This window comes from Lutibacter sp. HS1-25, from assembly GCF_004121075.1.
Lineage (GTDB): Bacteria > Bacteroidota > Bacteroidia > Flavobacteriales > Flavobacteriaceae > Lutibacter.
Genome location: NZ_RHLN01000037.1, coordinates 1 through 14,116, shown reverse-complemented (window position 1 = coordinate 14,116; position 14,116 = coordinate 1). Strand labels below are relative to the sequence as shown.

At 32.9% G+C, this 14,116-nt stretch carries 11 protein-coding genes; 1 reads left to right on the top strand and 10 read right to left on the bottom strand.

The window, feature by feature from the left end:
- The 8 genes from EC396_RS11095 to EC396_RS11060 all read right to left on the bottom strand — a co-directional run.
- Nucleotides 1–549: membrane dipeptidase (locus tag EC396_RS11095; protein WP_205757943.1), on the bottom strand; the 549-nt coding region annotated here is incomplete at its 3' end.
- A gap of 118 nt (nt 550–667) precedes the next feature.
- The gene (locus tag EC396_RS11090) at nt 668–1,111 is read right to left on the bottom strand and encodes a hypothetical protein (RefSeq protein ID WP_129366761.1); all 444 of its coding nucleotides are present in this window, start codon (nt 1,109–1,111) and stop codon (nt 668–670) included.
- Nucleotides 1,112–1,159: 48 nt separating this feature from the next.
- On the bottom strand, nt 1,160–2,635 hold the full coding sequence (locus EC396_RS11085; RefSeq protein ID WP_129366760.1) for a S10 family peptidase: 1,476 nt from the start codon (nt 2,633–2,635) through the stop codon (nt 1,160–1,162).
- A gap of 77 nt (nt 2,636–2,712) precedes the next feature.
- The gene (locus EC396_RS11080) at nt 2,713–3,231 is read right to left on the bottom strand and encodes a peptidylprolyl isomerase (RefSeq protein WP_129366759.1); all 519 of its coding nucleotides are present in this window, start codon (nt 3,229–3,231) and stop codon (nt 2,713–2,715) included.
- A gap of 276 nt (nt 3,232–3,507) precedes the next feature.
- The gene (locus EC396_RS11075) at nt 3,508–4,956 is read right to left on the bottom strand and encodes a S10 family peptidase (protein ID WP_129366758.1); all 1,449 of its coding nucleotides are present in this window, start codon (nt 4,954–4,956) and stop codon (nt 3,508–3,510) included.
- 68 nt (nt 4,957–5,024) lie between these two features.
- A complete protein-coding gene (locus tag EC396_RS11070) occupies nt 5,025–6,341 on the bottom strand; it encodes an amidohydrolase family protein (protein ID WP_164975251.1) in 1,317 nt (438 codons plus the stop codon).
- Nucleotides 6,342–6,396: 55 nt separating this feature from the next.
- Nucleotides 6,397–7,740, bottom strand: a complete 1,344-nt coding sequence (locus tag EC396_RS11065; protein WP_129366756.1) for an amidohydrolase family protein — start codon at nt 7,738–7,740, stop codon at nt 6,397–6,399.
- Nucleotides 7,741–8,021: 281 nt separating this feature from the next.
- Nucleotides 8,022–10,637, bottom strand: coding sequence for a LuxR C-terminal-related transcriptional regulator (locus tag EC396_RS11060; protein ID WP_129366755.1), 2,616 nt, complete (start codon nt 10,635–10,637; stop codon nt 8,022–8,024).
- A 1,094-nt stretch (nt 10,638–11,731) separates the two neighbouring features.
- Between EC396_RS11060 and EC396_RS11055 the strand changes: the two genes are divergently transcribed.
- Nucleotides 11,732–12,136, top strand: coding sequence for an HU family DNA-binding protein (locus tag EC396_RS11055; RefSeq protein WP_129366754.1), 405 nt, complete (start codon nt 11,732–11,734; stop codon nt 12,134–12,136).
- Between the two features lie 281 nt (nt 12,137–12,417).
- Here EC396_RS11055 and kdsB read toward each other — a convergent pair whose 3' ends face one another.
- Nucleotides 12,418–13,158 (bottom strand): 3-deoxy-manno-octulosonate cytidylyltransferase, encoded by a 741-nt coding sequence (gene kdsB, locus EC396_RS11050; protein WP_129366753.1) that lies wholly within the window; start codon nt 13,156–13,158, stop codon nt 12,418–12,420.
- 6 nt (nt 13,159–13,164) lie between these two features.
- Nucleotides 13,165–14,116 (bottom strand): YihY/virulence factor BrkB family protein (locus tag EC396_RS11045; protein ID WP_370276483.1); only part of this gene is annotated, 952 nt, incomplete at its 5' end.

Below are 14,116 nucleotides of genomic sequence, written 5' to 3'. Positions count from 1 at the left end.
GCTATTGTGAACTCCATCGACAATAATGCCCAACTCGTTACACTTCTTGATCAGGTCTACCCCTGCCATGCTCAGTCCGGCATCAGATCGATCTAGTTGTCCACTTGCGAATCGATTTCGGTAATTGTAGCCCGGTGCCACCTGGCCAACACCAGCTTCCTTGAACTCTTCTAGAAGGTCTAAATTGTCTTCAACAGCATAAGCACCTTGGAAAAGGTACCACATTCCAAATATTTTCTCTTTCTTGGCACGTAGAATATCAGCAGTGCTTTTTACTTTGATCCAACCATTATCCTCAATCATTTGGTTGTGGAGTTTGATGGAAGTTCTTGTGAGTTCCAAGCTGGTACGGGTACCCCCAACCGAAGCCCCAGCAGCAGTAACGCCCCCTTCTATGAAGAGAGCCGGCCCCTTGCCAAGAGTCGCTTTATCTACGCTACCCGACATTGGGTTAATACCCCAAGTAAGTAAAGGGCAACAACCATCGAGCACAATCATCTTGTCGTGAATAGTTCTATCTACATTCATGTCATTTTTTTCGTCTTTCATGATTCTTGTTTTTAAAAATTAATACTCGTTTCTATTTAGTTTATTTTACGATCTTTTTAATTTGGTTTTTCATTAATGAACTATGACCGGATTAACTTCTCTGGCCTTCGCTATTTTTTCATTCAATTGGATGATTAGATTTTTTCCTCCAAGCCATGCGCAGGGCTAAGAAACTTCCATAGAAACCTAGAGGAATACCTATCCCGTTGATCAAAATACCACCAAGCCATCCTATAGCTGCTGCCTGATAAGCTGCTATTCCTTCTGGAGAAAAATACATCATTATTCTAGGGATTTCGCCCGTAAATAACATCATGCCAAACACAAAACCATTAATCAAACCATAGGTCACTAAATGTGATTTCCAGCCGAGATACAAAAGAGGAATATAAATTACACATAAACTTATGATACTATTTGTCGGAGCCGCTTCTGACAGTGGTGTTAAGCCCATCCCAACTCTGATCAGACTCACTACATGAAAAAGAATAGCTATAACCAACCACACAATCTGCAATTTTATTACCAATTTTAATCGACTTTTATTTTTTTCGTCTTCCATTTTTTAAGTCTTTTATAGTAATATTATACTAACTTTTTATACGTTTTCTTATTTAGAAGTTTGATCAATAAATCCATCGATATCATTTTTCAATTTTTGTATAGACGGTTTATGCGCGTACAACATATGACCTGCTTCATAATATTTCATTTCGATATTTTTCTTTAATTCAGCATCTAATCCCATATGATTGATCGAATATTCTACACCATAAAATACAGTTGCCACATCATAATATCCATTTAAAATTAAAAACTTCAAATTCGGGTTACGTTTCATTGCTGATGTCATATCAGGCAAGGTACTAATGGCTAATTGTGCATTCCAAACTACATTTCCGCTGTGTCTCCAATCCCACTTAAAAATAGGAGACGTTACCATTGGTGTATAAGTTAAATGATTACCTGCTTTTAAATCATTGTATAAATAATTTTTGAATGCCGTTGCAATTGGACTTAAAAAAGCATCACCTGCAGGGTCAGTTAAAGCAGATTGTGCTAATAAATTCTCATTGATACCGGTATAACGAGCGTCAAGTCTTCCAACAGTTAAGCCTTTATCTCTTAAAAGCTCTTGGAAAAACTCGGTGTTAACAACACGTAAATTAGCTTTCATCCAATAGTCTTTGCTTAAACCAGAATAATCCGCTAATTTTTGAGCCACAGTATTTTTTTCTACATCTGTTAATTGGTCGCCCTTAAAAAGCGCAAGAGCATATTCGTTTTCAGTAAATTTTCGAACATCCTTTAAAAATGACTCAAGACTTTCTCCTTTATTTTTAACTTTATTATGATACCATGCAGCTGCTGCGTAAGTAGGGAAGTGAACTAAATAACAAGCGTCATTTCCAGGTCCAAATAATAAATTATGCATTTCCAATACTGCTCCGATCATAATTACACCATTCATTTCAATACCTTTATTTTGAAGGTATTTAGCCACACCTGCGCATCTTAATGTACCATAACTTTCACCTAATAAATATTTTGGAGCATTGAACTTTCCTACTCGAGCTAAAAACTGTTCAATGAATAGTCCAGTGCTTCGGATATCCTGATCAACTCCCCAAAAATCTTCAAATTTTGAGTCACCAATAGGTTTACTAAAACCAGTACCAATTGGATCGATTAAAACCAAATCGGCTTTATCTAGAATCGAATATTCATTATTAATAATGCTGTAAGGAGCAGGCTTGGTGTAGGTTGGGTCGTTAATTTCAACTCGTTTAGGGCCTAAAACACCAATATGTAACCAGAAGGAAGATTGTAGTGGCCCACCATTAAAGGCAAAAACAATGGGTCTATTTTCATTTGTGCCAGACTTCTTATAATGTGTAAAACCAGCTAATGCAATGGGTTTATCATTTTCATCTCGTAGCAAAATTGTACCTGTTTCAGCGTCAAGATTTATTGTTTTACCATTAATTATTACCGATTGTTTTGATGTAAATATTTCGCCTTTCTCTTGTGCAAATGATGCTAGGAAAAAAAGCAAAAACAGTGGTGTAAAGATTTTTGTTTTCATTTTGTTGTGGTTATTAATTATCAAATTTTGTCCTTTACAGTTATAATTGAAAGTATAAAACCTAGGGAAATAAAGGTTTATTCTTTTCGTTTTACAGATTCAATTACAATGGGCTTGCTTAACATTTGCCCTTTTACAAAAGGTCCATCGTTAGATGCTTCTCTTATTTGTTGAATTGCTCGTACTACATCCATACCTTTCACTACGCGACCAAAAGCAGCAAAGCCTTGCTTGTCAGGGTTACGACTGCCACCAAAATCCATACTTGGCTGATCACCAATAATGATGAAAAAGGCTGCGGCTGTACCTGAACCAACATCAACTCTTGCTAGCGAAAGCGTTCCATCGAGGTGTTTAATACCGGTTTGTTGTGTGGATTCATGGGCAATGGGTTTGGTTGGAGGTGTTTCTGTTAGTAGGCCTCCTTGTACGGCTTCAATCAATGGCGAACCAGCATCATTATCATGACGGATTACCCTATAAAATGCGGCTCCCTTATATAAACCTCGATCTACATAGTCCAAAAAATCACCTGCAGATAATGGAGCCTTTTCAGGATAAACAACCATTTCAATATCTCCAAGAGATGTGGTCATAATTACGGTAACTGTTTTTTCCTCTGCATTATCTTCTAAAGTTTTAAATTTTTCTCCCATAACATAAATATTTAATTGTAGGTTTTATAAATAGATATTTTAAAAATACTTATCAATAAAATTTATTTTTTTCTAGAACATTTAAAAAAAGATGTTTACCAAATACCTTTTTCATTAAACAAGAAAGCTAAATCACACTTTTCAATGATACACCCAGTTAGCCAGTATAAGATGCACTTTACTGCGCCTTATACTAGCCAGTATGAGCTTTATTAATTATTTAGAAGTTTGATCAATAAACGCGTCTATATCATTTTTAATTTTTGGTCTTGATGGTGCATGTACGTACAATGCATGACCTGACTCGTAATACTTCATGATGATATTTTTCTTTAATTCAGGATCTAGCCCCATATGATTGATGGAATATTCTACACCATAAAATACAGTTGCCACATCGTAATATCCGTTTAGAATTAGAAACTTCAAATTCGGGTTTCGCTTCATAGCTGATGTCATGTCTGGTAAGGTACTAACCGCTAGGTCTGCGTTCCAAATCACATTTCCGTTGTGTCTCCAATCCCATTTAAAATTTGGTCTGGTAGCAGCCATTGGCGTATACGTCAAATCTTTATTAGCATTTAAATTATTGTACAAATAATCTTTAAATGTTCCGATTAATGGATGTAAAATAGCATCACCAGTAGGGTCTGTCAATGCAAATTGTGATAATAAATTCTCATTGACACCAGTATAACGTGAATCAAGTCTTCCAACAGTTGAGCCTGTATCTCTTAAAAGCTCTTGGAAAAACTCACTGTTAACAACACGTAAATTTGCTTTAAGCCAATAATCTTTGCTTACACCAGCATAATCTTCTAATTTTTGAGCCACAGCATTTTTTTCTACATCTGTTAATTGGTCACCCTTAAATAGTGCAAGAGCATATTCGTTTTCAGTAAATTTACGAACATCCTTTAAAAAAGACTCAAGACTACTACCCTTATCCTTTACTTTATTGTGATACCAGGCAGTTGCTGCATATGTAGGGAAATGAACTAAATAACAAGTGTCATTTCCTGGTCCAAATAATAAATTATGCATTTCTAATACTGCGCCAATCATAATTACACCATTCATTGCAATACCTCTATCTTGAAGATATTTAACTACACCAGCACTTCTTAATGTACCATAACTTTCACCTAAAATGTACTTAGGAGCATTGAGTTTACCTGTTCTAATCATAAACTGTTCGATGAATAGTCCAGTACTTCGGATATCTTGGTCAACTCCCCAAAAATCTTCAAATTTTGATTCACCAATAGGCTTGCTAAAACCAGTACCAATTGGGTCAATGAATACCAAATCGGCTTTATCAAGTATAGAAAATTCGTTATTAACAACTTTGTAAGGTGCAGGTTTATTGAAGTTTGGATCATTTAGGTCAACACGTTTTGGGCCTAAAATACCAATATGTAACCAAAAGGAAGCTTGTAACGGTCCACCATTAAATGCAAAAACAATGGGTCTATTTTCATTTGCATCTGATTTCTTGTAATGTGTAAAACCAGCTAATGCAATTGGTTTATCATTTTCATCTCGTAGCGGAATTGTCCCTGTTTCAGCATCAATATTTATTGTTTGACCATTAATTATTACGGATTGTTTTGATGTAAATATTTCGCCTTTAGGTAACTCTTTTAATTCCAGTTCTTTTTCCATTTTTTAATATGCTATATTTAATCTTGTTTTATATAATTGCTCCTAATTGTTTTTTATAAGCAATCATTTTAATTGTTGATAGTATTTTTATAAATCTTACCGTCTTTCATAATTAACTGAATGTTATTTTCTGAATCATGGAAAAGCGTAAGGTCTTTTGTAGGATCGCCTTTTACAAGAAGTATGTCTGCTAAAGCATCTGTTTCAATAAGCCCTAATTTCCCTGGATATGGATTGCGTGGGCCACTAAAATATAAGATTTCTGCATTTCCAGAAGTTGCTTGTTTCAAAATCTCGGGAGCTGTCCACCATTTTAATCTATTGCTTAGTTCAAAAGACTGCCCTTTTTTCTGCTCTGCATTGTCAACATAGTCACTACCTATAGTAATTTTGGCATTGTACTTTTTTGCCAACTTAAACAAGTTATCTATACCATCTCTAGCTTTATCATGTTTCATTTTGCTTTCTTCACTCCAGTTTTCAGGTGCATCAGAAAAATAAACTCCAGTTTGTGTACTTAAGAAGGCGCCTTTTTCAACAAGTAACTTCATCGTTTCTTCTGTCATTAAATTTGCATGTTCAATAGACATTGCACCAGCTTCTAAGGCTAAACGCGTCCCTTTTTCATTATAGGAGTGCACAGCTAAATAGGTATTCCAACGTTTTGCTTCATCAGCAGCAGCTTTTATTTCATCAAAAGAAAATTCGCCAATATCTAAAGGATCGTACATACCACTAACTGCACCACTTGTAAACATTTTTATAAAAGCTGAACCCTTTCGCATTTGAAGTCGAGCAGCACTTAATACTTCTGGTACACCATCAGCAATCACAGCAATTCCATTATATTCTCCATCTGTATAAACAGGGCCTCCTAATTGACGCGGTCTTTGTGCTTGTGGTCTTAGATCAGCATGACCACCTGTCATACATATTCCAGCACCTGCAGCCCAAATACGTGGTCCAATTGCATGACCTTGATCAATGGCTAATTTTATTCCCAATACTTCTCCTCCTGTATCTCTAACAGAAGTAAACCCTCGCATCAATGTATTTTTTGCTTCCTCTAAAGCAATTGCCGCCAAATAGTCTGGTTGTTGATAAAACATACCTAAGAAATTCATGTTTAATGACAAATGCACATGGGCATCTATCAAACCAGGCATTAAGGTCAAACCATTGGCTTCAATAATTTGAGTTCTTCTGTTGGCTTTAATATCTTTTCCTATTTGTTTAATTAAGTTACCTTCTACCAATACATCTACACCATATTGAAGTTGTTCGCTTTTACCATCAAATACATTGGCATTTCTAATTAAAATTTGCTGTGCATTTAGACTTCCCAAAATAAAAAGAAAAGCCATTATAAGTGTTACTTTTTTCATTTTTATAGTTTTAATGATTATTTTCAAAAACATCTACTTTTTTGAAAGCTTTTACTTACTTAATTGTGTTCTTATAGGTTTTACCGTTTTTCATAATAAAACCAATGTTATTCGAATCCATTAATAATTTGATATCTTTTGTAGGGTCTCCTTTTACAATAATCATATCTGCAAATGCACCTTCTTTAATAACACCAAGTTCAGCTCCAGGATAAGGATTCTTAAGACCCGATAATGCCAATACTTTTGCATTGTTTCCTGTAATTTGCTTCATTTGCTCTATAGGTGTAAAAAACTCATCACGATAAGCAAATTCTTGTGTATAAGCACTATAAGGCGCACTACCAAAAAAGCAATCTGTTCCCCAAAGAATGGTTAGTTTATACTTTTTAGCCAATGCTATCGCATCTCTTGTTCCTTCTGAAACTATTTTTAATTTTGCCTGTTGAATAGGATCTTGAAACATTGGGTTACCTGCGGTAGGTTGTAATGGTAAAAACAACTGTGGCGAATAAAAAACACCCAATTCAGCCATTCTTTTTACGGTACTTTCTTCAAGAACAAGACCATGCTCTATGGATTTTACACCTGCATTAAGTGACGCAACCACACTATTATTCATTTGTGAGTGTGTCATCACATATGTTCCATAACGAGTTGCCTCTTCAACAGCTGCCTTAATTTCTTCAGGTGTATACTGTGCAGCCTGAAGCGGATCGGTAAAACTTGTTACACCTCCACCAGTATGAATTTTAATTTGAGATGCACCACGAAACAACTGATCACGAACAGCACGGCGAACTTCATCAGTACCATCAGCGATTAAGGTATGTTTCCATTTATTAACAACACCTCCGTTTTCTACACCATCATAATATGGGTGACCATCTACATTTGAACGAAAATCACCATGACCTGAAGTTTGACCTATGGCAGCTCCGCTTGGGTAAATTCTAGGACCCGAAATAATATCTTGATCTAGTGCTCTTTTCACTCCAAAACTATTTCCACCGCAATCACGAATGGTTGTAAAACCATGCATTAGGTAATCATTTGCACGTCGGGCGGCATTGATACCTTGCTCAAACTCGTCTTGATTTAACAATTTAGGCAAATCTGAAGCAAACATCACATGTCCATGTCCTTCAATTAAACCTGGCATTAAGGTGTTACCACCTCCATCTATAATGGTTACATTATCGGTTTGTGCAACCATCAAAGGTTCTTTAGATATTTGTTTGATCAAGTTGCCTTCAACTAAAACATCGGCTTTGATTAATTTATCTGATGTTCCATCAAAAACTTGTACATTGGTAAAAAGGGTAATGTGTTTCGGTTTTTCTTGAGCGTATAAAAAAGACACCAAGAAAATAAAAAGAAAAGTTAAACTTTTTTTCATAATTTAAGTATTTAGTGAATATAATTTTTGTGTTTGAAATAAGTGAATTTTATTAAATATTTATATGTTACAATGTTATTTTAATATTAATTAATGAAATACCGTTTAAATATATCTGAAATAAATTAAACAAAAAAACATATTTATTCAGTAATTTTATTTTTGTTAAACCCCATATGATTTCTACAATTTCAAAAGATTCGCAATTTTATTTTTTAAAACAATCTAACAAATATAAAAAAAAATCAAATTTATGCATAGCACTCAAGTATTAAAATAGCTTAATTTTTAAGTTTATTTAGCATAGATATACGATTAGGAACATCTAACTTTCGAAAAATATTGGTCAAGTGACATTTTACTGTTGATATTGAAATGTTAAGTTGATGGGCAATTTCCTTATTAGGAAGCCCTTTTTCTATGAGCCCTACTACCTCCTGTTCACGTACAGATAATTCATTTGATTTTGTATATGAAATAGTATGAAACTCGTTATTTTTTGATTTCAAGCCTATACGAGACAAGAATCTACGTAAATTTTGGTTTTTTTCAACTAAATCAAATAAAGATGGCATTACCAAATATGCTTCCATAACAGCACTCATATGTTGTTTCTCTTCAGCAATAAATAAAGCGCTTGTTAAAGAAGTTCTCGCCATTTCATTTCTACCCAATCGCAATAATGCCATTGCTTTAAGAAGTTTAATATCAATGGTATGAAAATTATTGTGAATTTTCTTTAAAAATGATTCAACTTCAGCAAGTACTTTCAACGCTTCTTCAACTTGCAAAACGGTTCCATGGCTAACTATAATACGTATTTTAGTAAGGTTTGGCGTATCAATTAAAAAGAAATATGCAGATGGGTATTGCTTTACCCAATCTGTTTGCGCCCAGGACAATTCTTTTTCACCCTGTCCAATATGCCAATTAATTCTTGCCCTGATAGACTGATGATATAATTTAGATGTTACATCTTTTAATTTTGAGGTCATATCGCTCATTTCCTGAAGCAAAAAAGCTATTTTCTTATCATTTCCTTTAAGCGAAAAGTAGAGTATCAATGCCGCAATAGCATCAAAATACATTCGATAATTTAATATTCCTTGAAAACTTTTAAAACTTTTGAAAGAATGCATTAAAACATCTTCATTAAATAACTGAAAAGCAATATTTTCACGTAAATACCAACTGTTTGCTTCTACAACTTTAAAATTACAATTTTCGGCTATAAAATTAAAATTTTTCACATCGAACCAGGCATCTTTTAAATTTCCAGAAAGTAAATTAACAAATACTTTTGCATTCAAAGATCTTAAGTTCATAATACTTGAAGGTTGAGAATTCTGTCGAATGCAATCAAGTGACTTCAACACCAAAGCTGTTTCGCCCTTCATTTGTTTAGCTATTGCAAGTGTTAATTCTCTGCGAGCCCCAAAAAAGCTATCATTTTTATACAGTTTATTTGATTCCTCTAGAAATGCTATAGCTTTATTTGTATTTGCAACAAAAAAGGTAAAATAATAACCCTTATGAAAAAGATAAATGGCTTTTGTTTGATAATCTAATTTTTCGACACCTAATAATTCCAAGAAACCTAATAAAGAAACCACCTTTTCGTGATCGTAAGTATCCTCACAAATACGCAATTCCGTTAGCAACAATTCAACATTTGATTTTTTAATGTGCTCAGGTATTTTTTCCAACCACTGCTTTACAACCCACCATTCACCATTATCCAATGCTATTTTTTTATGCTCAATGATTATATTGCTAGCCAAATCATAATCTTCAACCTTTAAAGCATATTTAATTGCTTCACTAACAAAACCATTTTTAGAAAACCATAAACTTATATGAATATAGAGTGGTTTGATAATAGTTGGCTCGTTTTTTTCAAGTCGCATTCTAAGAATATCTCCAAACAAATGATGAAACCTAAACCACAATGTTTTACCCTTAATTGGTATCAAAAAAAGATTTAAACCCTTTAGTTCTGTAATAAAACTATTTGCTTCGAATGAATATCCAAAAACATACTTAAAAATTGATTCGGTTAATTCCTCATTGAATTGTTCGCAAAGCGCACAGAGTTGTACTTTTTTAAAAAAATCAGCATCTAAACTCTCACTGATATGATCCAAGAGCATATCGAGATTATTAGTTAAAATTCCTGATTTCACATTTTTATCTTCCAAACCTAAAAGCGACGTTGACATTAGAATCATTTTAATAGCCAATATCCACCCTTCTGTTTTATTTAAAAGTTCTGTAATTTCATTTGCTGAAAAACGCACATTATACTCCATAGCAAGTAGCACTAGAAGTTCTTCTTCCTTAAATTTAAGGTCTTTATAGTTGAGTTTTAGCATTTTTTGATACAACAGAAGCTTTCGCAATTGAAGTGGTGGGTCTTTTCGAGTAATTACTACCAACTGAAGATTGCTAATGTTTCCATTAATAATAGAGCTTATAAGCTTATGAATTTCTGGATTATCAATTAAATGATAATCGTCTAAAATTAATTTACCAGGTTCATTTAACTTGTTAAGTTCATTAATAATAACCTCTATTATTGCTTCCCAAGACAGAAAGTGATAGTCTAAATTTAGATTTTTCAGTTTAGATTTTGTACCTGAACTGCATTTTTCAAGCATTTCAATAAAATAGGTTAAAAAAGTGGCTGTGTCATTCATACTTTTTTCTAATGACAACCAACAATGTTTATAACTTTTACTTTCAACCCATTGACTGATAAGCATACTCTTACCATAACCAGCAGGAGCAGTTATTAAAACAAATGGTACATGATTGTTTTTTTCTAATTCATTTATAAGATGAAACCTTGACACTAGGCTTTTAGAGAATTTTGGGCTATTTAATTTTGTGTTTAACATTTAATATTTAACTAATCATAATAAAAAACGACATTACATTATTTCTAAATTTGTTAAAATACGCTTTCTATAAATTTTAATAAAAAATACAAAATATAAAGTTACTTAATTAACATTAACCCTTAATAAATTTTTTAAATTTCTATACAAACAGCTTTATTATAAAGTTATTTGGTCTTTTAAAGTGTCTATTTTGTAAAGATTCAAACCTATAAAATAGCTATTATTTGAAACAACTATTCTCATATAAATAGCTAAAAACAACAAATAACATTACAATTACATAATTTTATGTTATTTATTAATTATCTCCTGTTCATGTACAACTGGTGCTCGTCTGCGATGAGTACCTACTTAACTTTTGAAACCAACAAAAAGCGTTTGCAACGCGGCAAATTATATGAATTATTTATAATATAGGTTGCAAAAGCTCTAATTCACCTCCAATTTACAAGTAGCACTCGTTATAAACGAGCGCCAATAGGCTAATTCATCTAATTTTGTATATGAAATAATATGAAACTCGGTTATTTTTGATTTCCGCAACATACCCCATAGATACCCGCAACATACCCGCAACATACTTGCAATAAAACATATATTCCAACTGTTGCTTGTCTGCGACGAGTACCTACTTAACTTTTGAAACCAACAAAAAGCTTTTGCAACGCGGCTAATTATTTGAATTATTTATAAGTGGGCACTCATTATAAACGAGCGCCAGTAGGCTAATTCATTTGATTTTGTATATGAAATAACCTGAAACTCATACTCCAAAAAAAGTTCCCTATTAAATCTTGTCAACTATACGCATAAACTTTGACCAGTTAGCGTATAAATCTTGTCATCTTTGCGGTTAAGTTTGGATAGTAAAGTACATAATACACTTTAAAAAAGTACATTATTTTATTGATTAATGTACTTTAAATTTATAAAAAATGTACTATATTTAGGGGATATTTAAAAAGCCACTAATTATAAGGCTTTTAGAAGTATATTCAAATATAAAAAAATAAAGCTTTGATTGGTTAATTAACTGCGGTTTTTTATCAACAATTTTAATTTAAAAACAAAAAATAACACCAAAAATTGATATGGCTATAAGATACAGAATAACAAAAAGAACCAATACCATAGCTGCTACAAAAAAAGAGCAGTTTATTATGCAGGCAGTAAATACAGGTACTGTTGATATTAGAAGAATAAGTGAAGAAATTAGTACCGAAAGTACACACAGTGTTGCAGATGTGATGGGGGTTATTATTGCATTGGGTGTAAAAATGCAGCAGCATTTAGAGGATGGGAAAATTATAGATTTAGGCGATGTAGGAAAGTTTAAAATAGGATTTCAAGGAAAAGCAGCAGACACTGCAAGTGAATTAACACCGAAAAGAAATATCAAGAAGTTTCATTTAAACTACCAACCTTCATTAATTATGAAACACCGCTTGAAAAAAGCAATTACAGTTTACAAAGAAGGAAGTAGAAGTAGGGATTAACAGCTTTTCGGCTGTTTTTAACACTATCCCTTAAAGTGCGTAAACTATTTTAGTTCACGTACAGATAACTCTAACTGGTGCTCGTCTGCGACGAGTACCTACATAACTTTTGAAACCAACAAAAAGCGTTTGCAACGCGGCAAATTATTTGAATTATTTATAAGTGGGCACTCGTTATAAACTAGCGGCAGTGGACATAAAGTTTTATCATAAATAACTATATGTCATTTATTGATTTACATATGAATGTTTTCCAGAAGATTTTGAAGAAAAAAATTATTTTACAAATTACCCGTTTTATTAAAAATAGCATTTGCTTTTTCTAAATCTTCAGGCGTATCAATTCCAATAGCCAATTTATTGGTTTCAACCATTTTAACTTTTAATCCGTTTGCTATAAAACGAAGATTTTCTAGTTTTTCAGTTGCCTCTAAATGATACATTGGCAACTTTGTAAACTTCAACAAAGCGTCTTTTCTAAAAGCATAAATACCAATATGCTTATAATAAACTGCCATAGATTTTTCACGTGGATACGGAATTGGACAGCGTGAAAAATACATTGCAAAATTTTGAGTGTCGGTAACAACTTTTACATTGTTAGGATTGTTAATTTCAGCTTCAACTTCCATTTTAATCATTAATGAAGCTATGGCAATTTCTTTAGCTGTATCTGATTTAAAAACTTCCAATAAATTAAACAATGGTTCGGCTTGTGTAAAAGGCTCGTCGCCCTGAACATTTACCACAATATCAACCTCTAAATTCTCAACAGCTTCAGCAATACGGTCACTCCCCGACTCGTGTTCTTTGATGCTTTTGATTGCTTTTCCACCGTTTGAAGTAATTTCATTAAAAATAATATCAGAATCTGTAACTACATAAACCTCATCAAACAAATTGGTTTGTTTTGTGGCTTCATAAGTTCTTAAAATAACCGATTTTCCGGCTAAATCTTTCATTAATTTTCCAGGAAATCTACTTGCTTCATAACGAGCAGGAATCATTGCAATAACTTTCATAAGGTATTAATTTTGTGATTGTTTTTTTAGGCTGTAAATACTGGCGTTTAACTCAAAACCTAACAATAAAATAATGGAATTTAACCAAACAAACAGCATTAAAATTAACAAGGTACCTATTGATCCGTACAGCTCATTATAGGTCGAAAATTTGATAACATATACTGCAAATAGCTTAAACATTAACAAGGTTAACAAGGTAGTTAACAAGGCACCTGGCACGTATGAAATTTCTTTGGTTTCTTTTGTGCCATATTTGTATAAAAATGAAACAGAAACATAAATAAGTACGATAAAAAAAACATAACGGCCATATTGTATCCAAAATACATCATCAACCAGCAATCCTGAAACCGTTAAATTATTAACTGCCATTTCAAAATAAATATTTAAAGCAACTGTTATTAACAACACCACTGCCAAAAGAATTGCCATACCCATTGATACAAAATACTGACGAATTATATTTCGCATTTCGCTGATATGATACGAATATTCAAAACCTCCCAAAACAGCATTCACACCATTTGTCATTAAAAAAACTGAAGTTATAAAACCAAAGGAAAGCAAGCCACCATACCTGTTATTTGCAATATCTACAATTACACCTTGAACAGATTCAAAAGTATTTGGTGGTAATAAATGCTCAATGGTATTTAAAAAATCTTGCTGAAATCCCTCTATTTGAACGTACGGAATTAAAGTTAGGATAAATAGTAAAAAAGGAAACAATGCCATAAAAAAACTAAAAGCAATTCCGCCAGCTCTTGAGGTTAAGGCACCTTTAAAAATTCCGATAATATACATCTCCAAAAGATCGTATAACGACAAGCCCAACAAACCCGGAATTTTGACTTTTTTAATCAGTCTAATTACCAGATTTACAACAGGAATTTTATCTAAATTTTCTTCTATTGGTTTGGTCATTTTTTTAAGTGAAAAGGTTGCAGAGGTATAG

Bases quoted from the DNA above. Each gene is read 5' to 3' on its own strand.
- EC396_RS11090 (WP_129366761.1), bottom strand. From the start codon at position 1,111: ATGGAAGACGAAAAAAATAAAAGTCGATTAAAATTGGTAATAAAATTG.
- EC396_RS11085 (WP_129366760.1), bottom strand. From the start codon at position 2,635: ATGAAAACAAAAATCTTTACACCACTGTTTTTGCTTTTTTTCCTAGCA.
- EC396_RS11080 (WP_129366759.1), bottom strand. From the start codon at position 3,231: ATGACCACATCTCTTGGAGATATTGAAATGGTTGTTTATCCTGAAAAG.
- EC396_RS11075 (WP_129366758.1), bottom strand. From the start codon at position 4,956: ATGGAAAAAGAACTGGAATTAAAAGAGTTACCTAAAGGCGAAATATTT.
- EC396_RS11070 (WP_164975251.1), bottom strand. From the start codon at position 6,341: ATGAAAAAAGTAACACTTATAATGGCTTTTCTTTTTATTTTGGGAAGT.
- EC396_RS11065 (WP_129366756.1), bottom strand. From the start codon at position 7,740: ATGAAAAAAAGTTTAACTTTTCTTTTTATTTTCTTGGTGTCTTTTTTA.
- EC396_RS11060 (WP_129366755.1), bottom strand. From the start codon at position 10,637: ATGTTAAACACAAAATTAAATAGCCCAAAATTCTCTAAAAGCCTAGTG.
- EC396_RS11055 (WP_129366754.1), top strand. From the start codon at position 11,732: ATGGCTATAAGATACAGAATAACAAAAAGAACCAATACCATAGCTGCT.
- kdsB (WP_129366753.1), bottom strand. From the start codon at position 13,158: ATGAAAGTTATTGCAATGATTCCTGCTCGTTATGAAGCAAGTAGATTT.